The organism is Paraburkholderia unamae (assembly GCF_003268775.1).
In the GTDB taxonomy this organism is placed as follows: domain Bacteria; phylum Pseudomonadota; class Gammaproteobacteria; order Burkholderiales; family Burkholderiaceae; genus Paraburkholderia; species Paraburkholderia unamae.
Genome location: NZ_QLSU01000026.1, coordinates 29,610 through 48,314 on the forward strand (window position 1 = coordinate 29,610; position 18,705 = coordinate 48,314).

An 18,705-nucleotide genomic window follows, 5' to 3' on the forward strand; every position below is an offset into this window, starting at 1 on the left:
GCCATGTGCGCAATCTGCAACTTCAAACTCGACTTTGGCGTGGGCCATCCTTCGGCCCTGACCATTGCCGTCGCGGCCCGTAGTGCGATCGACGCCGGCCTGATCGAGCCGATCGATACCACCGGCGGCGCGCTCTCGGCAGCCCGTATGCGTATCTCGGCGATCGAGGCGCTCAATCTGCTTCAGGCTCGCATCGAGGAGGCTCACGGCGAAGAGGCGCTGCTGGCGCTGCCGGACTTCTACGTTCTGCTCATCGAGAACGACACGTGGGGCTTCTTTCACGCGACGACCGAAGGCTTCGACCCGGACATCGTTCCGGAGATGCCGGACGTCACGGCAACGGAGGACGAGCGGCGCAGCAATATCCTGATCACCTCGGAGGCGGCGCTGCGTGGATGGCTGGAAGGGCGTTTCGATCTGGAAAGGGCGTTCGGCGATTCGCTCGCGATGATCGACGCGCCGCAGGCTCATGCCGAAGCGCTGAAGCAGATGCTGGCCAGGGCGGAATTAACGGCCGCAGTGAACGGCTGACTTGAAGGACTCAAGCAGGAAGCGAAGCGAGCCGCTGAAGAGCGGCTCGCTTCATTAGAAAGAAAGGATGACGAAAGACAGTCACGCAGTGTGATCGAATGACCGGGGCCCAATGTCCCCGGTTCGACGGTCTATTAGTCTAATACGAGCGAGCCGAGCGCAAAGGCGCCTAGCGCGGCAACGGCAATGCCGACCCAGTAAGCGAGATTCCACTGCGGCAGCAGACCTTCGCGCCGCAGCGCATTCACGCGCCGCTTGTGCTGCACGACCGCGACGAGCAGGGCCGCGGTGCCGATCACGACCATGGCCGTGCCCACCGTGCGCGGCGACCAGGTCGCCCCGAACCGTCCGACGATGGGCGTGCCGCGCTGTCCCGCCACATATTCGAAGAATTTCGCCAGCGTGAAGCCGAAGCTGATCATCGAGAGCGCGGTGCGTAGCCACGCCATCAGCGTGCGCTCGGCGGCGAGGAAAGTACGCTCGACCGCGAGCGAGGTGCGCGCGCGAGTCTGCAACGTGCCCTCGTCGGGCTTCAAGGGCGCTGAGGGATCCGTGTCCGGTACGATGTCGTGGTCTCGGTCGCGAGGAGTGGGCATGGCGTGACCTTCAAGGCGTGCCGGAGGAGAGAGCCGCACGGCTGCGTTGCCACTTCACGTAAGGAATGGCCAGCAGCGTGCAGAGCACCAGATAGAGCACGAGTGTGGGCGCGAACTGCTCGCCGGGATAGTTGGCTGCCGAGATGGCGAGCGCGATGGCCGGATGCCGCGAGGCCGTGGAGAGCGCGAGAACCGACGCGTGCTCGGGTTCGGGGCCGCCGAGCAAGTGCCCCACAGCGAGACCCGCGAGTATGAAGGCGACGATGGCTACGACCGTCCAATGGCCGGTGGCCGAAAAGATGCCGCGCCAGGTGCCGGCCAGCAGCACGAGAATGCTCGCGAACAGCAGCAGCGTGGCCAGCCGTCGTACAGGTGTGAGCAGATGCCGCGCAACTTGCGGCACGAACTTCGAGACCAGCATGCCCGCCGCAAGGGGGACGAGGATCATGGTCAGCACGGTTTTCATGATCGAAAGCGGCCCGACCGCCAGCGGCTGCGCGAAAAGCCAGTTGAAAAGCGCCACCGAAAGCGGCACGGTGACGATCGACACCAGCGCGAGCACCACGAGCAGACCCAGACCAAAGGGCGCGACGCCGCCCGCCTTCTTGTGCTTCTTCGGCAACAGTGGCGGCACCGGCGAGATGGCGAGCGCGGTGAGCACAACCGCCGTGGGTTGCGGCAACGCGAGGTAGTACACGCAGCCGACCACGAGCAGCGGCATGATTGCCAGCATGGCGATGAGCGAGCGCAGGAGGAGGCCGGGCCGGTGCGCGATATAGAGCAGGTCGTCACGCGTTGCCTGAAGGCCGTAGGTGAATACGGTCGCCGCGATGGCGCACTTGAGCGCGAGCAGAATCAGGTCCTTCGCGTCCATGGATATCCTGGCAAGTCGTGGGAGTGCCTGAACAATACTTTGCAGTACGTGGCAATGGCGCGAGCCTCGGGCGGCGTCCGTATGAACGCCGTCCGAGTGCCGTTACCATGCGCCGCCGGGGCGCTTAGCGATGGCCGCCGCCGGCCGCGTCCATCATCTTCTCGATCACCTGGTCCACGCCGAAGCTGGCGGCTTTCTGGCGCGGCGGGAATTCCTTGAACGTTTGCAGGAATTCGGCCACGCCCGCCTGCGCGGGCACGAGAATGAAGACGTGATCGAGCAGCCAGTCGTAGTAGGTGTTGGACGTGATGTCGGCGCGCTCGTAGGGGTCGGTGCGCAAGTTGAAAATCTTCGGCACGCGCAGGGTCACGAGCGGCTCGGCCCATATCCTCAATGTGCCGGCCGTGCGCTGCTCCATGAACACGACCTTCCAGTTGTCGAAGCGCAGGCACGCGAGGTCGCCGTCGTCGGTGAAATAGAAGAAGCCCTTGCGCTCCGGCTTCTTCGCTTTGCCGGTGAAATAGGGCAAGAGGCTGAAGCCGTCGAGATGGACCTTGAAGTCCTTGCCGTTGGCCTTGAAGCCCTTCTTCAGTTCTTCCTTGACGTCCGGATTGCCTGCTGCCTCCACGATGGTGGGCAGCCAGTCGAGGTGGCTCACGATCTCGTTGCACACGGTGCCCGGCTCGATCACGCCCGGCCAGCGCACGAGGCAAGGCACACGGTACGCGCCTTCCCAGTTCGAGTTCTTCTCGTTGCGGAACGGCGTCATGCCCGCGTCGGGCCACGAGTTCATGTGCGGACCGTTGTCGGTGCTGTACATGACCATCGTGTCGTTCTCAATGCCCAGTTCGTCGAGCAACGCGAGCATCTCGCCGATATGCTTGTCGTGCTCGACCATGCAGTCGTGATATTCGGACTGCCAACGACCTGCCTGGCCGCGAATGCGGTCCTCGATATGCGTGCGGAAGTGCATGTGCGAGGTGTTGAACCAGAGGAAGAAGGGCTTGTCTTCCTTGTGCGCTTTCTGGATGAATTCCTTCGCGGCCGCGAGAAATTCGGTGTCGATGGTTTCCATCCGTTTTTTGGTCAGCGGCCCGGTATTGTCGATCTTCTGGCCGCCCTTGCCGTCGGACCAGCAGTGCAGCACGCCGCGCGGACCGTACTTCTTGCGGAAGTCGGGAAACTCCTTGGCGTCGGGATAATCGGCCAGTTCGGGTTCTTCTTCGGCGTTCAGGTGATAGAGGTTGCCGAAGAATTCGTCGAAGCCGTGCATCGTCGGCAGATGCTCGTCGCGGTCGCCGAAGTGGTTCTTGCCGAACTGTCCGGTGGTATAGCCGAGGTCCTTGAGCAGTTCGGGAATGTTCGGATCCTCGGCGCGCATGCCGAGCGGCGCACCTGGCAGGCCGACCTTGGTCAGCCCCGTGCGCAGCCCGCACTGTCCCGTGATGAACGACGCGCGGCCGGCCGTGCAGCTTTGTTCGCCGTAGTAGTCGGTGAACACCGCGCCGGCTTCGCCGATGCTGTCGATGTTGGGGGTGCGGTACCCCATCAATCCTTTCGTGAAGATGCTGAGATTGGATTGACCGATGTCGTCGCCCCAGAGAATCAGGAAGTTGGGTTTCTTCTTGCCCGCCATGGAACACTCCTTTGTGTAGCGCTACCGCAGACGGTAGCGAGTCTTCTCCGGACCCCGTCGTCGACGGGGCTGCGTGAGGTCGCTTGTCCTGTCGGACTCAAGCGGAAGCGTTATCGCGGACTACGCAACGAAAGCCCACGTGGCAGGTGGACGTATCGACAGGCTGCGCCATTCTGGCGGCGGGCCGGTAACGCCGGCAGTAATTCGGTGCGCACAGGTACGAGCCGCCCTTCATCACCTTGCGCGCGATCTTGACTTGCGGCGTGCGCGGGTCGACGCTCGCCTCGACGGACCCGCCGCGCGGATTGTCGAGCGTGCAGCAGGCCTTCACGATCTTGCCGTGGTCCTGGTACCAGTCGCTGGTCCACTCCCACACGTTGCCGGCCATCTCGTAGAGTCCGTAGCCGTTGGGCGGAAACGAGCCGACGGGCGCGGTCCATTCATAACCGTCCTCGAGCAGGTTCTGCCACGGAAATTCGCCTTGCCACGTGTTGGCCATTGGCTTGCCTTGCGGGGCGAACTCGTCGCCCCACACGAATTCCGCGCCGTCGAGTCCGCCGCGCGCCGCGAATTCCCATTCGGCTTCGGTGGGCAAGTCCTTGCCTGCCCAGTGCGCGTAGGCGGCGGCGTCCTCGTAAGCGACGTGGACCACGGGATGGTCCCAGAGCCCTTCGAGCGAACTGGCCGGGCCGCGCGGATGCCGCCAGTTCGCGCCGCGCGTGTAGACCCACCAGTTGTAGTGATTGCGCAAGTCCACGCGATGCGGCGGTTTGGCGAACATCACCGAGGAGGGTTCCAGCAGCTCGGGCTGCGCGCCCGGATAGTCCTCGGGGTTCGCCGGACGCTCGGCGGACGTCACGTAGCCGGTGGCGTCGACGAAGCGCTTGAAGTCGGCGTTCGTCACCGCGCGGCTGTCCATCCAGAAGCCCGCAATGCGCACCTTGTGCGCGGGCGCTTCCTCGGGGTAGTGGTGATTCGAGCCCATGACGAAGGTGCCGCCAGGAATGCGGACCATGCCTGGCGGCCCGGCCAGCGAGGCAGCGTCACACGTGTCGTTGAGCGCTTCAGATGCGGGATTGAGCATGATCGGGCAGGGCGTTGGACTGTGTCGGCGGAAACGACGGGCCACGGCGGGACGGGTGCTTTGCGTGTCCGCCCGTTCGCCGCGTGCCTCACGAGCAACGTAGCAATGGTCAGTATCGGAGCGGTGCTGTGCTTGCGCTATTGGGACAAGGGGCAACGCTATTGCCCTAAAGGGCAATCCGGGGCCTGTACATGGCAAGCGCGTGACAAAAAGCCGGGGCGAAGATCGAAGTATGCAAACCGCCAGAGTGTGGCGGCGCGCAATCCCACGGATGAGGGCCGCGCTTCACCCCGGATCTTGCAGGCTCCACGAACCGTCACCGGCCTTGCAGTATTGGGGGCGCAAGGTGACCGACTGGCTTGCCGCATGCACGGCGACAACGACGAATCGGCAGGTCCTGTGATGCTTGATCGACGTACCTTCGGGCGTCAGTGTCGCGTTGACCGCGGCCTGTCCGCCAGGGACGGTTTTGGTCCACTGGCTCGATTCGCCGTCGTTTCTCGTGTTCAGCACGGCCCGCACCGTGCTGTCCAGCGCATCGAGGTCGTTCTGATCGAGCCCCTCGATCCGCACACCGCGCGTGAAGCCGGGGTCGGCTGACCAGGCCGGCAACGCGCTGCAAACCGGCAGGAGGGCGCCGATAGCGGCAACGCGCAGCGCTCGTTTGATGCGTTCGGCGAGGCGGTGGTAGGACATGGCCGTTCCCGTAACCCGAAGAGCGCCGTAGCGTCGAAGCGGTCTTCAGTCTTCCAGGGCACATCACCCCTCTCGTATTGTTCCAGCGTGACGCAAGTGTGGCCATCGGGAGTTGGGGCAGCCGCGCTGCCCCTTCGGGCAACGCGATTGCCCCGTGCCCCTATGGCATGGCGCAGCCGCTTCGACGAAACTCGCGGATGGTGCTTTCGCCGCCCGTGCTTTCGATGCAAGGAACGTTGGCGGCGCAACGGGCGGATTGACGGCGCGGGCGCCAATGGCCAGTTCGAATCCACAAGGGCCATGCCGCAATTCATTTCGCTTGTCCGCACGCCGCGGCGGCACGGCAGTCAGTTCCCGTTGATGTGTTCTGGGGTGAGGACCACCATGTCTGCGAAGTCGGGACGCGACTTTCGGCATGCCGGCGATCGACGTGCTCGCCTGCGCGCCACCCTGAGCGCCGGAATCGCCGTTGCTTTGAGCGGCGTCTGTTTCTTTACGGCGACGACGCATGCGCAGAGCGCGCCATCCTTGCCGACCTTCACCGGTCCCGATGTGCAGAAGCGCGCCAACGGCGTGCTCGCGTTGCTGAGCTTTACCGTGACGCCAGACCTCTCGGCCAGTTCACTGGGCATTCGCAACGGCTCAACCGGCGACCCTTCGCTCAATATGACCCAGTTCGGCGGCGGCTTCACGTTGAGCCAGAGTTTTCCGCTCTATCTGGAAGGGGCCATTGGCGGTTCACGCTACGATCCCACCTTCGTCGTCAGCGACGGCCAGGAGCAGCGCGCGTTGCCCACGCGCTGGACGAACGTCGCGGCAACGGGCGGCATAGGCTGGGATTTTCCGCTCAACGAGAAGAAGGATCTGGTCATCCGTCCGATCTTCAATTTTTCGTTGGGCGAAGTGTTCAGCGACGCGACCGCGGCCCAGTTTCTGATCAATCGCCGCACCGACAAGAACGTTGCTTTCATCGAGAACGGCTCGCTCAACGCATACGGGCTTGGCGGCTCGCTGATGCTGGGCTGGTATCCGCGTCAGGAGCCCTACGAGTTCGATCTCGAGTTGCGCTACACGAATATCTACCTTCAGAGCTTCGGCTCATCGAGCGGCGTGCGCGGCACGGCTGATGCCCAGTCGACCAACCTCTATGCGCGCTGGCGCGCGCCCACCGGCTTGCTCGCGTTGAACCGGCCGTTGCGGTACGTGCTCGAACTCTCGCATTCGACCTATCTCGGGAGCCAGGCGGACGTCCTCGGCTTCAATCAGCTCACGTCGCTGGGCGTGGGCCTCGAAATCGACACGGGCGCGGTGACGAAGCTGTTTTCGCGGCTGCGGATCGTCGCGCGCTATGCGTTCGGCAAGGACGTTACGGGCGCATCGCTTGGGCTCGCGCTCAGCTTCTGAGGGTTGCCGGGGACGCGTGAGGCGCGTCCGGCGATTTCTCCAAGGCGTCAATTCGACTGCATGGATTGCAGCAGGCTGACGAGATTCTGCGGCACGACGCGAATCAGGCCGCCGCGCGGACTGTCGATATCGGCGATCAGCGAAAGCGAGAGCGAAATGGTAACGGGCAGCACGAAGATCAACACGCGCCGCCCGGCCTTGCCCCGCACGCCATACCCCTGCATCAGGTTGCTGAAGAAGGCGATGGCCATCATGAGGATCCAGGCGGAAACGGGAATGCGGTTGAGCCACGCGGCTTGCGTATACCCCTGGGTGTTGATGACATCGTTCATGCCGGCCACCGAGAGCGCCGTGATCGGGGTGGGCCGGGCCTCGGCGGACTCGCGCACGGTCGCCCATAGCTGGGCTTGAACATCCGAGGTTTGGGTGTTGAGAACGTCAAGCTCATGCGCGTTGCGGGTCTTATAGAACGCAATGCGCAACTGGGTGTATTGAGCCAGCAGGGCTTTCGCCCTGGCCGACTGCGGGGCGCCAAGCAGGTCGGCGCGCAAGTATTCGGTGCCGATGGCGTTGGCCTCTTCTTCCTCGTAATTCTTGCGCTGGTCGTAGCGGCTCACGGCCATCGAGAGCGTAAAGCCGATCAGGAGCGCGAGCAGCGTGAGTGTGGCGCCCTGAACCACGTTGTAGTTGTCGCGTGCGTCGTCCGTTAGCGGAACGGCGCGTTGCATGACGATGGCGCCAAGCGTGGCCGAAATGGAAAGAAGAACGATCAGCGTAATGAAGAGATACGCGGGATGATGAACAAGCTGCGTCATGACGGCTCCCATGAAGTGGGGCGTACCGGCGCCGGCGTTTATGCTCCTGCGAGATACGCACTCCAGATCGTGCTTCGAATCGATCCGCAAGCGAGACCCCAGGCGGACACGCTGCCACCGCCGATATGGCACAGGTTGCCGCGTCTCATCTCCAACGACCCGCGGGTGCGCCGGGCCGAGCGGAAGGCGCGACCCGGCGTACCTCGACCTGAACCTGCGTTGCCCCATGCCGTGCACGTACAACGTACAACGCGGCTGGCGATGAAACGGTCCATGAGGCGGGCAGGCACCCTGCCTCAGTACGGCGCGTTCACGACCACGTATTGCGCGCCCTGGGGCTGATACCACGTGCTACCGCATTGCTGATAGACCATGCCACCGTAGTTGACCGGCACGCAATTCGACGGCACGGAGTGCACGATCGACCCCACGACAGCCGAGGTCACGCCAACGGCAGCGGTAACCGCGGCCGCCGTTGCGACCGGATGGTAATCGTCGTCCCAACCGCCGCCATGCCGGTCGACGTTGGCGTTGACGTTCACATTGCGATTCACGTTGACGTTGTTCACGCTCGTGTTGCGCACGTTGCGCGTGCGTGCATCGGCGCGTGCGCTGTTCACCTGCGCGCCGCCGCCACGCGGGCCGCCACCGCCCCCGCGCGGACCGCCGCCGGCGTGTTGTGCGACGTGGCCGCCACCACGCCCCGCCGCGCTCACGGGTAGCGGTGCTGCGCCGGCGAGGCAGATGGCCAGAAGGGTAGGAATGAGTACGGTGCGATGCTGGTTGAATGCGGTTTTCATCGGCTTACCCCTTCTTCGCGGCGACAGGAACGAAATCGATCTTCTTCGCGCCCGATGGCGGCTTGAAGGTGAATATCGTGTCCTTGAAGTCGGGGTGAAGGGTCCAGTCGATGACCGAGACCGATTGCGGGCGAGCGTCGTCGTCGCGGCGCGTAATCACGATCTTGCGCGGCAGCGGCTGCTCTCCGGTCGTGATCCAGATCTGCCAGTCGACGTTCTTTTGCCGGAATGCGTAGTGGTCGCAGAGGTCGTATCCCACGTAGTCCTGACCGGCGAACATGGCGGACTCGAACTGATCGTTCGGCGCTTGCGGCGTACCCCAGACGAACAGATCGGCAAGCGGGACCTCCACGCCGTAGCGCTCGCTCAGTTTATCGATCAGCGCCTGGATGTTGCCGGTGAACGCCGCTGTCGCGTAGTACTTTTGCGCCGGCGTATAAAGCGTGACGTTCTTGCCGTCGAAGACGATCTCGCGATGGCTTCGCGCGCTCGTCATGATCGCGCGGATGCGGTTGGGCCGGTCGACGTCGAGCACGGCGGTTGCCGTGTGCTGGAGTTTCTGGCCGTCTTCGAGCACACGCTCGCCGGTTAGCTGGGTGGTGACGCTGAAGCGCTTGAGCGACTGGAGCGCGGTTCCCATTTTATGCAGCGCGTCGACGGCGGCCGGGTCGACGGCAACGGCTTCGCTGCTCGCCGCGGGTGCGGACGCGGTTTGCGCGCCGACATGCGGCGCGATCAATGTAGCTGCCAGCATGGCAATGCTTAAAGCCCTTTTCTTCATCGTGTTCTCCCGGCGCGCGAGTGAGCCGTCGCATAACGTCGAAGTGTCGCGGCGCGCCCCAAGGGTTGCACGAAGGCATGGCGCGTACGCAGTGCCTAATGTAGTGGCCACCGTGACGAAAGAAAAGCGCTCTGCCCGAAATTGCCCGAAAGGGCAGCGTCGTTGCCCAAAGTCCCTATGGTTGCGCTGCGCATTCTGGACAACGATGCATCAATGACCCGCATCGCAAGGGTCACGTCAACACTCAGTCAAAGACCTTTTGGGTGGCGCATGGACGGAGAACCCCACCTGATCGTGATTCTCGAGGACGACAGTGGTCTGCGCAGCGCCATCGAGCGCCTGTTCCGCCTGTCCGGATTCAAAACGCGATCGTTTCGCAGTGCGGAGGAATCGGGTGCCGCCGACTGGGCGTCGTCGGCGCGCTGCCTGATCGTCGATGTGCAGCTTCCGGGCACTTCCGGTCCCGCATTTTATGGAACGTTGCAGTTGCCACGGCCGCCGGCGGTGTTCATCACGGCGTATGACGAGCCCGCTACCCGGCGGGCCGTTGAGGGCTCCGGGGTACACGCGTTATTGACCAAACCGTTTTTGGGCGCGGCGCTGCTCGGCGCGGTGAACGAGGCGATGCAACGCGGAGATTGAAGTGCGGCCTTTGAACAACAGCCACGGCTCGCACGTTCGAGCATGAGCCCGCCGCGCCGGAAGCCGGACTGGCGACACGGCGGTCGCCAGCGAACGCGTGGCGTCACACGCGGAAATCGGCCGCCATGTCCTCGTCGGTGCGCGCTTCCAGCTTGCCCGTGCGACACGCGCGTATGAACGTTTCATAATCTTTTTCGTTCTGCTCGGCATAGGCGAACGCATAGTCGACCAGCGCCTCGGCGAAGCGCTCGCCGTTGCCGAGATAGGCCGAAATTTCCACCGCCTTGCCACCGGCCTTCGCGTGCGCGCGGGCGAGCGCCCAGCCGCAGAAGCGCGCATAGCCCTGGAGCACCACGTTGCTCATGCGTTCCACTTCCGCCGAAACCTTCATGTCGCGCAACTGCCGGAAATAGAATTGGCGTTTGGCCGGACCCGTGGTCCAGCCGAGAAAGGCGTCGCTCGCGGCCTGCAACAGGCGCTGGCCCGTCACCACGCGCTGCCCCTGATGCTCCGGCCCCGCGGCCTTGAAATAGCGCGCAATGACCGATTCACGCGCCTCCTTCACCTGGAGGAACAGCGGCTTGCCGTAGCCGTCCACCAACAGCAGCACGAGGCAGAAGGTGCCCACGCTGCCGACACCCACCACCTTGAAGGCGATGTCCTGCAACTGAAACTCGTTGATGAGCGCGCGCCGCTCGGAGGAGAGGGTGCCGAGGTAATCATCGAATGCCGCGGCGAGCTTGCCTTGCCAGGCCTCGGTATTGGCCCACGCTTCTTCTTTGCCGAGCAGCGTATTCGGACCGCCGGGATGAAACAGCGCGGGCGGGGCGTCCTGAATGGTCCAGCGACCGTTGGCCTCGACGGCCATTTTCGCGAGCATGCTTTCGTTCGTGCGGCCCGCCGCTTTCTCCTTCGTCTTGATGAGCAGGCGCTTGCCTTCTTCACTGGCGGCGGAGTCGATCATGCGTTCGAAGGTGACGATGTCGTGCCAAAGCTCCAGCGTGCTGCACCGCGAATACTCCTGCATGCGGTTGCGATATTCGAGTACGCACGTGGAGACCAGGTCGCCGATCGTGCCGCGCCCGACGCCCATGTGCTGCCCCGCAATGGCGAAGCTCGCTGCGAGCCGCTTGACGTCCCACTCCCATGGGCCGGTGGCGACTTCGTCGAAGTCGTTGAGATCGAAGACGAGCTGCCGCTCGGGCGTGGCGAAGCCGCCGAAATTCATCAGGTGAGCGTCGCCGCAGATCGGAAAGACAATGCCGGTGTTGACGGTTCCGGCCAGATCGTGAGCCTGGAGTATTGCGCTGCCGCGATAGAAGGTGAACGGCGAAACCGCCATGCGCCCGTAGCGAAGCGGAACCAGCGACTCGACACGGCCCGCGCTGTTTTGCTTGAGCAGCGCCACGGGGTCGCGCTCGGTGTCGCCGGTCTTCGCGTGCAGCGAGCGCTTTGCCTGCTCGCGTGCCTCGCGACCGATCGCCTGCCGGGTTTCCAGACTCTGGATTTCCGCCATTTGCGCACCTCACGGTTTGTTATCCGAAACGTTATCGCGCAGCCCGCAGAAGCTGCGGCTCGCTGCGAAGGCGGCTCCCGGAAGCTGGAGTCGGCGAAATTCAGTCTAGCATCGAATCGTTCGGAGGCGCGCTCAGAATAGCCCGCGCGTGCGCCCCTCAGCGCACGGCGTCCGCTGCGGCTTCTGCTGTGGGACCAACGACATAGAGCGCGACCATCTGCGTGAGCGCGTCGGTCATGGCTGTGTCGGCGAGATGCAAGGGTCCGGGGTCATTCAGCGCCGCGTTCACCATCGTCGCGATGGCCATCTGGAAGCCGATTCTCAGCTTCGCGGGCACCTCCGTGTCGCGCCGCAGCTCGGGTAGACGCGTGAGGCGTGTCGCGACCTCGTCGACGAATCCGCGCCCATATTCCTTGAAGGGTTGCCACCCGTCCGTCGTATGGTCGCGGCGCTGAAGCGATGCGCGGATCACGCCGCGGTGCGTGAGGTGCCAGACACGCACGGCGTCGATCACGAGGCGCAGGTAGTCGGCCGCCTTCAACGGGCTGCTGTCGTGACGGTCCATTTCGGTGGTGATCGTTTGCAGCGCGCGCGCCGCGTCGTCGAGCGCGAGCCGATGCAGCGCAAGAAAGAACGCGTCCTTGCTTTCGAAGCGGCGATAGAAGGCGCCCTTCGTGAGGTTGGCCTGGCTGCAAAGATCGTTGATGCTGAGCGCCTCGTAGCTGATTTCGGCGAGCAGCGCGCGGCCCGCCTCCAGCAAGGCGTCGGCGGAACGCTGGCCGCTGCGGTAGCGCGGCGCGACGAAGCCGTCGCCGCTTTCCAGCGACTCCGACAATGGCTTTTCAACGTGACGTGGCATGGGAAAACCCTCGGTTGACCGGCCAAATGATACCCAATAGTATCTCTTAAAACGATACCCGTCAGTATCTTTTGTCGATCGGGTTCGAATCACTCATGGAGAGAGTCATGCAAGCCATTACCGAAAGTCCTTCGCAGGCGGGTTCGGCGGCCATCGAGGCATCGTTCAGCATCGAGCCGATGTCGCCGACCATTGGCGCCGAAATCGGCGATATCGACCTCACGCGGCCGCTCGACGACGGCCAGTACGGCGCGCTGCGGGCCGCGCTGCTCAAGCACAAGCTGCTCGTGTTCCGCGACCAGGACATCAGCGCGGCGCAGCAGGTCGCGCTTGCGCGGCGCTTCGGCGAACTGGAAGTGCATCCGGTCTTTCCGCATCATCCCGAGCATCCCGAACTCGTGATGCTGGGCGGCGACAGCAAGATTCCGGGCCGCGAGAACGTCTATCACTCGGACGTCAGCTGGCGCGCCCGGCCTTCGATGGGCTCGATGCTGCGCTGTATCGAGTGCCCGAAAGTGGGCGGCGACACCATCTGGGTCAACATGGCCGAGGCGTATGCGCGGCTGCCCGAGGCCACTCGCACTGCGCTGGATGGCCTCATTGCCGTGCACGACCTGCTGCCCGCGTTCGGCACGCGCATGACGCCTGAGGAGCGCGAAGCGCGCCGCGCCGCCTTTCCGCCCGCGATGCATCCGGTCGTGCGCACGCACCCGGAAACGGGCGAGCGCGTGCTGTATGTGAACGAGGCATTCACGACCCATCTGGCGAACTACATCGAGAAGCACGAAGTGCGCTTCGGCTTCGACTTCCGCCTTGCGGAAATGGACCTGCTGCAATACCTGTACCGTCAGGCCGCCGCGCCCGAATATCAGGTGCGGCTGAAGTGGCGGCCCAACACGATCGCGTTCTGGGACAACCGTTCTACGCAGCACTACGCTATTCAGGACTACTTCCCGGCTCGCCGTAGCATGCTGCGCGCGACGATTATTGGCGACGTGCCGGTTTGAGCGCGACACGGTGGAAAGCTTGGGAGACCCAATGAAGCTGATCGATCAGGAATGGCGCACGCCAAAAGGTGCGGAAGATCCCGTTGCCGCGCGCTTTGCGACGCTGCGCGCGGCATTTTCCGCGGCGCCGTATCCGGACTACACGCAACGGCGCGCCACGCTGCGGCGCTTGCGTGACGCGCTGCGCCGCCATGCCGCCGACTGCGCAGCGGCCGCCGCCGCGGACTTCGGTGTGCGCGCAACCGACGAATCGATGCTCGTCGACCTGCTGCCCTCGCTGCTGCACATCGACCATCTGTTGCGGCATTTGCGGCGCTGGATGCGGCCGTCGCGGCGCTCGCCGGAACTGCTGTTCAGCACCAATCGCGCGACGGTGCAGTACCAGCCTAAGGGTGTGGTCGGGATTGTCGTGCCATGGAACTTTCCGTTCTATCTCGCGCTCGGGCCGCTCGCAACCGCACTCGCCGCGGGCAATCGCTGCCTGATCAAGACATCGGAATATGCTCCCGCGTCGTCGCGCGCGTTGCGTGCGCTGCTTGCGGACGCGCTCGGCACGGATGAGGTCGATGTCGTCGAGGGCGACGCACAGTGCGCGAAGCGTTTTTGCGCGCTGCCATTCGATCATCTCGTGTTTACCGGGTCGCCGGCGGTGGGGCGCGAAGTGATGCGCGCCGCCGCCGACAACCTCACGCCCGTCACGCTGGAGCTGGGCGGCAAGTCGCCGGCGCTCGTCTCGCGTTCGGCCGATCTCACGCGCGCTGCGCGGCGCATCGTGCACGGCAAGACGGTGAATGCCGGCCAGATTTGCGTGGCGCCCGACTATGCACTGGTGCCGGCTGAATCGGTCGAAGCATTTACGGCAGCGGCAGCGCGTGCCTTCGAAGGATGGGTTGGCGACGGCGCGCACTACACCTCGATGATCGACGCGCGCGCGCACCGCCGCATGCACGATCTCGTCGAAGACGCGCGTGCGCTCGGCGCGAAGGTGACCGTGTGCGGGTCGTACGGCAGGGAAGGGCGCCAGGTGCCGCTGCATATCATCACGCACGTGCGGCCGCAAATGCGCATTGCCCGCGAGGAGATTTTCGGGCCGCTGCTGCCCGTGATCGATTACGTGACATTCGACGATGCGCTCGACTACGTGCGCGGCGGCGAACGCCCGCTCGCGCTGTACTGGTTCGGCACCGATGCGAGCGAAAGCGCGCGCGTGATGCGCGAAACGCACTCCGGCGGCGTGACGCTCAACGACTGGGGCTGGCACGCGATGAATCACGCGCTGCCCTTTGGCGGCACGGGCATGTCGGGCATCGGCAACTACCACGGCGAGGAGGGCTTTCGCGAGCTTTCGCATGCCAAGGCGGTGTTCGCCGAGCATCGCTGGTTTCCGGTCGAACTGTTCCACCCGCCCTATGGTCGCGCGGTCCAGCGCGCGGTCTTGCGCTGGTATTTCGGCAAACGCGCCTGAACCGCGCCGCTCTCGCCACGCACGCTGCCGTTCCCGGCAGCATCGCGCGTCTCACTTCGGGAAAACACAAGCATGCAACCCACGTATCAACCCGCACGCGCCTGGTTCATGGCGGCGATGCTGTTTCTGCTCGTCGCGATCAATTTCATCGACAAGGTGGTGCTCGGTCTCGTCGCGACGCCGCTCATGGCGGAACTCGGCCTCTCGCCGGCGCAATATGGCCTGCTTGCCGGCAGCTTCTTCTTCCTGTTCGCCGTGACTGGCGTGGCGGGCGGCTTCCTCTCGAACCGCTGGCCCACGCGCTGGCTGCTCCTCGCCATGGCGCTGCTGTGGGCCGTCGTGCAACTGCCGATTGCGTACGGCTCGTCGCTGGCCACGTTGATCGCCTGCCGGGTGCTGCTGGGCGCGGGCGAAGGGCCGGCGCAGCCCGTTGCGATTCACGCTTGCTACAAGTGGTTCCCGGATGAGCGACGCAATCTGCCGGTATCGGTGTTCCAGCAGGGCGCCGTGCTCGGCATGGTCGTGGCGGGCATTGCCGTACCCTGGATCGACGTGCGATGGGGCTGGCGCACCAACTTCGTCGTGCTGGCCGTGCTCGGGTTTGCCTGGGCGATCCTGTGGCTGGTCGTCGGACGGGAAGGGCCGCTCGATGCGCACACAACCAATGCTACGGACAGCAAGGGCACGGAGGGCAATGCGCCACGTATCAGCTATCGCGCGCTGCTGGCCGACCGCACCGTGGCCTGCATCATTGCCTTGCATTTTGCCGCTTTCCTGACACTCGCGCTCGTGCTCACGTGGTTGCCTGCGTATCTGAATCAGGGGCTCGGGTATGCGCCACAGCGCGCGGGCCAGGTGTTCGCCGCCGTGCTGGTCGCGAGCGCGCCCGTGGGTCTCGTGCTCTCCGCGTGGTCGCAACGCATGATGACGCGCGGCGTGCCGTCCCGCATTGCCCGCGGCGCTTTCGTATGCGCTTGCCTCGCCGTTGGCGGCGTGCTGCTCGTCGTGACGGCGGTCTGCGATTTCGGGCCACTCGCGAAGGTCGTGCTGATCGCGCTTGCCATCGCCACCACGCCGATCATCTATTCGCTCGGCCCCGCCATGGTCGCGCAAATCGCGCCCCCCGCACAACGCGGCGCCGCGCTCGCGATCGAATATTCGGTGGCGTGGATCGCGGGCATCGTCGCGCCGCCCGTCGTGGGCTGGCTCATTCGCGGCGCGCACGACAACGTGGCGGTGGGCTTCGAGCAGGGCCTCCTGCTCACCGGGGCGCTGCTCGTAGTGCTCGCACTCGGTGGTTTCGTTGTGCTCAACCCCGAGCGCTCGCTGGAGCGATTGACGCGCCGCATGACTGCCTGATACGGCGGCTTCACGCCGCTTCCTCCGCCGTGTGTGCCATACACGCAGAATTAATAAGTCATACAGAATATTCAATAATCATGAAAGGAGACTAGATGCAGTCCAGCAATACAAAGCAGTTCAAGCTCCGCAGGGCGGCGCAATTGGCTTTCGTCGTGGTGTTAGCGGGTTTTGGCACGGCGGTGCGCGCGCAGTCGTCGGTGACGCTCTACGGCTTGATCGACACGGCCGTACGCTACACCACGCACGCTAATGCGGCCGGCGGCGACAAGCTTCAACTCGCCAACGGCGGCTTGAGCGAAAGCAACTGGGGGATGCTCGGAGCGGAGGATCTGGGCGGCGGCAATCGCGCGATCTTGCAACTGGAAAGCCGCTTCTTTCCGAACTCCGGCATGAGCGACCCGGGCTATCCGTTCTTCAATACCGCCTATGTCGGTCTACAGTCGTCCACGTTGGGCCGGCTCACGCTGGGCCGGCAAACCAACCCGCTCGCCGACGCCGTGCTGAAGACCTATGTGAGCGCGTCGTGGTTGCCTACGGTCTACCAGTTCCGCCCGGAAGTCGCCATGGCCCAAGGGGTATGGGCCAGCAACATGGCCAAGTACATCGCGCGCTGGCAGGACGTGACGGTTGAACTCTCGTACGCGTTCGGCGGCCAGGCGGGCGCATTCGGCGTGGGCAGCCAGATCGGCGCGTCGATTACCTATATTCCGCAATGGCCCTTGCGGCTCGCCGCCGGCTATCTGGATTCGCGCGACGCCGTCAACGGCTCCGCGCACTTCAAGGCGTGGACGGCCGGCGCCGCCTACACGTTTGCCGAGACGACGGTCAACTTCGGCTGGGCGATGAACCGGCAGGATGCGGGCTTCGTGGGCAATTTCCCCAACGGTCCGTTCACGGCGGCGCAGCTCACGGCGCTCAAGTTCAACACGTTCTCGTCGCGCGAGATGTTCTTTGGCGGTGTTTCGCAGCAGGTCGGCGACAACACGCATTTCTCGGCCAACGTCTGGCGCACGCTGCAAGACGGCAAGGCGCAGAGCGGCGACGGCAACGCCACGCAGTTCCAGTTGCTCGCCGATTATGACCTCTCTCGCGCGACTAGTGTTTATGCGGAAGCGGACTACTCGCTCTATCGCGGGGGCCTCGTCGGGGCGCAGTTGCAGGGCTTCGTCGGCATGAGCGCGGCGGCGAGCACCACGCAACTCGGCATGATGGTGGGCCTGCGTCACATGTTCTGAACGCAAGGGCGCGTACTTGCCGCTTTGGCCGCTTCTGCCGCTTTGGCAGATTCACGTTCTGGTCTTTCCTCCCTTACGAACGCATGAATGGGCGATTCCCAGAGGTCTCTCGCGAGCGAGCATCGATAGGGCGTCAGGGCAAACCTGGCGGGATCGCTTTGTTTTTGTCGAATCAACCGTTAGATTAGGCGGGGAACATCTCATAGACGAACTCCGCGTGCGGGCGGCGCAATGAACAAGACGAATCCTTGCTGGGCATTGTCCATTTTCGTTGTCGTTCTTTCGATTCTGCTGGCACAGTTCGCCAGGGCCGACGAGGCGGCGGCGTTGCCTGCCGGCGCTGCGGCTCCCGTCGTTCCCCCGAACGGTAACGCGACGGCAACGCGCGATGGTCCATTGCGCGTCGCCATCGCACCTATCGCACCTTTCGTGGTGCCGCAATCGACGCCGCCGCAAGGGTTCAGCATCGATATCTGGAACGAAGTGGCGCGGCGCATGCGTCGGGACTTCACGTGGCGTCCCGTTGCGACGCTGCCTGAATTGCTCGCCGCCGTGCAGCAGGGCAATGTGGATCTCGCGATTGCAGCAATCACCATGACACCGCAACGGGAAGGGCTGGTGGACTTCTCGATGCCGTACTTCGATTCCGGCTTGCAGATCATGGTCAGGGCGCGCGACGACAACTCCTTCATGACGACGGTTTCGTCGATTCCGTGGCGTGCCATCGGCCAGTTCGTGGCGATGACTGCCGCCGTTATTTTTCTGCTCGCCAATCTCGTCTGGCTTATGGAGCGCAAACGCGACAAGAGTTTTCAGAAGCCGTATTGGCGCGCCCTTGGCGAGGGGCTGTGGGTGACCATGCTGATCATTGCGACCGGCGAGCACGGCGAACGCGATGCGCCGGGCGTCTGGAGGCGCATGCTCGTGCCGGCGATGTGGCTGATCGGCGTCGTGCTGGTCGCCCAGTTGACGGCGACGGTGACTTCGTCGCAGACGGTGGCGCGGCTTCAGTCGAGCATCCAGGGTCCGGACGACCTTCCGGGCAAGCTGATTGCCACGGTGCCCGGCACGGTCGCCGCCGATTACCTCAGGCAGCGCGGCCTGCTGTTCGTCGACATCCATAGCGCCGATGACGGATTCCGCATGCTCATGCGCGGGGACGTGCAGGCCATCGTCTATGACGCGCCGACGTTGCAATACTGGGCCGCGAGGACCGGCAAAGGCGTGCTTGCCGTGGTCGGGCCGGTTTTCCGGCCGGAAAAGTATGGAATCGCTTTGCCGAACGGCAGTCCGCTCAGAAAGGCCATCAACGAGACCTTGCTCTCCATGTACGAGGATGGCACGTACGAGCAGATCTACAGAAAGTGGTTCTCGTCGAACCAATAGGCATAGGGCCTCGATC

The 18,705-nt window shown here is 64.2% G+C and carries 18 protein-coding genes; 8 read left to right on the forward strand and 10 right to left on the reverse strand.

Annotated elements, in window-relative coordinates; translation table 11 throughout:
• The first annotated feature begins 39 nt into the window (after window positions 1-39).
• Window positions 40-531 (forward strand): hypothetical protein, encoded by a 492-nt coding sequence (locus tag C7401_RS32320; protein WP_258397318.1) that lies wholly within the window; start codon window positions 40-42, stop codon window positions 529-531.
• Window positions 532-665: 134 nt separating this feature from the next.
• On the opposite strand, the gene C7401_RS32325 is transcribed toward C7401_RS32320, so the two are convergent.
• From C7401_RS32325 to C7401_RS32345, 5 genes are all read right to left on the reverse strand, one after another.
• A complete protein-coding gene (locus tag C7401_RS32325) occupies window positions 666-1,067 on the reverse strand; it encodes a YidH family protein (RefSeq protein ID WP_181565752.1) in 402 nt (133 codons plus the stop codon).
• Between the two features lie 70 nt (window positions 1,068-1,137).
• On the reverse strand, window positions 1,138-2,001 hold the full coding sequence (locus tag C7401_RS32330) for a bile acid:sodium symporter family protein (RefSeq protein ID WP_112175624.1): 864 nt from the start codon (window positions 1,999-2,001) through the stop codon (window positions 1,138-1,140).
• 124 nt (window positions 2,002-2,125) lie between these two features.
• On the reverse strand, window positions 2,126-3,637 hold the full coding sequence (locus C7401_RS32335) for an arylsulfatase (protein ID WP_112175626.1): 1,512 nt from the start codon (window positions 3,635-3,637) through the stop codon (window positions 2,126-2,128).
• 97 nt (window positions 3,638-3,734) lie between these two features.
• Window positions 3,735-4,721, reverse strand: a complete 987-nt coding sequence (locus C7401_RS32340) for a formylglycine-generating enzyme family protein (protein WP_244315115.1) — start codon at window positions 4,719-4,721, stop codon at window positions 3,735-3,737.
• Window positions 4,722-5,006: 285 nt separating this feature from the next.
• Window positions 5,007-5,417 carry a hypothetical protein gene (locus C7401_RS32345; RefSeq protein ID WP_112175628.1) on the reverse strand — a complete coding sequence of 137 codons (411 nt, stop codon included), beginning with the start codon at window positions 5,415-5,417 and terminating at the stop codon, window positions 5,007-5,009.
• A 528-nt stretch (window positions 5,418-5,945) separates the two neighbouring features.
• On the opposite strand from C7401_RS32345, the gene C7401_RS32350 reads away from it, so the two are divergent.
• A complete protein-coding gene (locus C7401_RS32350) occupies window positions 5,946-6,821 on the forward strand; it encodes a hypothetical protein (RefSeq protein ID WP_308012644.1) in 876 nt (291 codons plus the stop codon).
• A gap of 47 nt (window positions 6,822-6,868) precedes the next feature.
• Here C7401_RS32350 and C7401_RS32355 read toward each other — a convergent pair whose 3' ends face one another.
• The 3 genes from C7401_RS32355 to C7401_RS32365 all read right to left on the reverse strand — a co-directional run bounded on the left by C7401_RS32355 (window position 6,869) and on the right by C7401_RS32365 (window position 9,217).
• A complete protein-coding gene (locus C7401_RS32355) occupies window positions 6,869-7,636 on the reverse strand; it encodes a bestrophin-like domain (protein WP_112175813.1) in 768 nt (255 codons plus the stop codon).
• A 296-nt stretch (window positions 7,637-7,932) separates the two neighbouring features.
• A complete protein-coding gene (locus C7401_RS32360) occupies window positions 7,933-8,436 on the reverse strand; it encodes a hypothetical protein (protein WP_112175632.1) in 504 nt (167 codons plus the stop codon).
• A gap of 4 nt (window positions 8,437-8,440) precedes the next feature.
• Window positions 8,441-9,217 carry a DUF2092 domain-containing protein gene (locus C7401_RS32365; protein WP_112175634.1) on the reverse strand — a complete coding sequence of 259 codons (777 nt, stop codon included), beginning with the start codon at window positions 9,215-9,217 and terminating at the stop codon, window positions 8,441-8,443.
• A 177-nt stretch (window positions 9,218-9,394) separates the two neighbouring features.
• Between C7401_RS32365 and C7401_RS32370 the strand changes: the two genes are divergently transcribed.
• Window positions 9,395-9,859: a response regulator gene (locus C7401_RS32370; RefSeq protein WP_112175636.1), complete on the forward strand. Its 465-nt coding sequence runs from the start codon at window positions 9,395-9,397 to the stop codon at window positions 9,857-9,859.
• A 103-nt stretch (window positions 9,860-9,962) separates the two neighbouring features.
• On the opposite strand, the gene C7401_RS32375 is transcribed toward C7401_RS32370, so the two are convergent.
• Together C7401_RS32375 and C7401_RS32380 are read right to left on the reverse strand one after the other, a co-directional pair.
• On the reverse strand, window positions 9,963-11,375 hold the full coding sequence (locus C7401_RS32375; protein WP_112175638.1) for a DUF2252 domain-containing protein: 1,413 nt from the start codon (window positions 11,373-11,375) through the stop codon (window positions 9,963-9,965).
• A 157-nt stretch (window positions 11,376-11,532) separates the two neighbouring features.
• Window positions 11,533-12,234 carry a TetR/AcrR family transcriptional regulator gene (locus C7401_RS32380; RefSeq protein WP_112175640.1) on the reverse strand — a complete coding sequence of 234 codons (702 nt, stop codon included), beginning with the start codon at window positions 12,232-12,234 and terminating at the stop codon, window positions 11,533-11,535.
• 107 nt (window positions 12,235-12,341) lie between these two features.
• Between C7401_RS32380 and C7401_RS32385 the strand changes: the two genes are divergently transcribed.
• The 5 genes from C7401_RS32385 to C7401_RS32405 all read left to right on the forward strand — a co-directional run bounded on the left by C7401_RS32385 (window position 12,342) and on the right by C7401_RS32405 (window position 18,689).
• Complete coding sequence (locus tag C7401_RS32385; RefSeq protein WP_244315116.1) at window positions 12,342-13,241, forward strand: TauD/TfdA dioxygenase family protein; 900 nt, start codon at window positions 12,342-12,344, stop codon at window positions 13,239-13,241.
• Window positions 13,242-13,272: 31 nt separating this feature from the next.
• A complete protein-coding gene (locus C7401_RS32390; RefSeq protein ID WP_112175644.1) occupies window positions 13,273-14,706 on the forward strand; it encodes an aldehyde dehydrogenase family protein in 1,434 nt (477 codons plus the stop codon).
• A 72-nt stretch (window positions 14,707-14,778) separates the two neighbouring features.
• Window positions 14,779-16,065, forward strand: coding sequence for an MFS transporter (locus tag C7401_RS32395; RefSeq protein WP_112175646.1), 1,287 nt, complete (start codon window positions 14,779-14,781; stop codon window positions 16,063-16,065).
• A 95-nt stretch (window positions 16,066-16,160) separates the two neighbouring features.
• Window positions 16,161-17,303, forward strand: a complete 1,143-nt coding sequence (locus C7401_RS32400; protein ID WP_112175648.1) for a porin — start codon at window positions 16,161-16,163, stop codon at window positions 17,301-17,303.
• A 231-nt stretch (window positions 17,304-17,534) separates the two neighbouring features.
• The gene (locus C7401_RS32405) at window positions 17,535-18,689 is read left to right on the forward strand and encodes a transporter substrate-binding domain-containing protein (protein WP_112175650.1); all 1,155 of its coding nucleotides are present in this window, start codon (window positions 17,535-17,537) and stop codon (window positions 18,687-18,689) included.
• Window positions 18,690-18,705: the final 16 nt, after the last annotated feature.

What these genes read in the sequence shown, in the direction of transcription:
- C7401_RS32335 (WP_112175626.1), bottom strand. Translation starts at nt 3,637, where the DNA reads ATGGCGGGCAAGAAGAAACCCAACTTCCTGATTCTCTGGGGCGACGAC.
- C7401_RS32355 (WP_112175813.1), bottom strand. Translation starts at nt 7,636, where the DNA reads ATGACGCAGCTTGTTCATCATCCCGCGTATCTCTTCATTACGCTGATC.
- C7401_RS32330 (WP_112175624.1), bottom strand. Translation starts at nt 2,001, where the DNA reads ATGGACGCGAAGGACCTGATTCTGCTCGCGCTCAAGTGCGCCATCGCG.
- C7401_RS32340 (WP_244315115.1), bottom strand. Translation starts at nt 4,721, where the DNA reads ATGCTCAATCCCGCATCTGAAGCGCTCAACGACACGTGTGACGCTGCC.
- C7401_RS32385 (WP_244315116.1), top strand. Translation starts at nt 12,342, where the DNA reads ATGCAAGCCATTACCGAAAGTCCTTCGCAGGCGGGTTCGGCGGCCATC.
- C7401_RS32400 (WP_112175648.1), top strand. Translation starts at nt 16,161, where the DNA reads ATGCAGTCCAGCAATACAAAGCAGTTCAAGCTCCGCAGGGCGGCGCAA.
- C7401_RS32390 (WP_112175644.1), top strand. Translation starts at nt 13,273, where the DNA reads ATGAAGCTGATCGATCAGGAATGGCGCACGCCAAAAGGTGCGGAAGAT.
- C7401_RS32360 (WP_112175632.1), bottom strand. Translation starts at nt 8,436, where the DNA reads ATGAAAACCGCATTCAACCAGCATCGCACCGTACTCATTCCTACCCTT.
- C7401_RS32365 (WP_112175634.1), bottom strand. Translation starts at nt 9,217, where the DNA reads ATGAAGAAAAGGGCTTTAAGCATTGCCATGCTGGCAGCTACATTGATC.
- C7401_RS32345 (WP_112175628.1), bottom strand. Translation starts at nt 5,417, where the DNA reads ATGTCCTACCACCGCCTCGCCGAACGCATCAAACGAGCGCTGCGCGTT.
- C7401_RS32380 (WP_112175640.1), bottom strand. Translation starts at nt 12,234, where the DNA reads ATGCCACGTCACGTTGAAAAGCCATTGTCGGAGTCGCTGGAAAGCGGC.
- C7401_RS32370 (WP_112175636.1), top strand. Translation starts at nt 9,395, where the DNA reads ATGGTTGCGCTGCGCATTCTGGACAACGATGCATCAATGACCCGCATC.
- C7401_RS32405 (WP_112175650.1), top strand. Translation starts at nt 17,535, where the DNA reads ATGAACAAGACGAATCCTTGCTGGGCATTGTCCATTTTCGTTGTCGTT.
- C7401_RS32395 (WP_112175646.1), top strand. Translation starts at nt 14,779, where the DNA reads ATGCAACCCACGTATCAACCCGCACGCGCCTGGTTCATGGCGGCGATG.
- C7401_RS32375 (WP_112175638.1), bottom strand. Translation starts at nt 11,375, where the DNA reads ATGGCGGAAATCCAGAGTCTGGAAACCCGGCAGGCGATCGGTCGCGAG.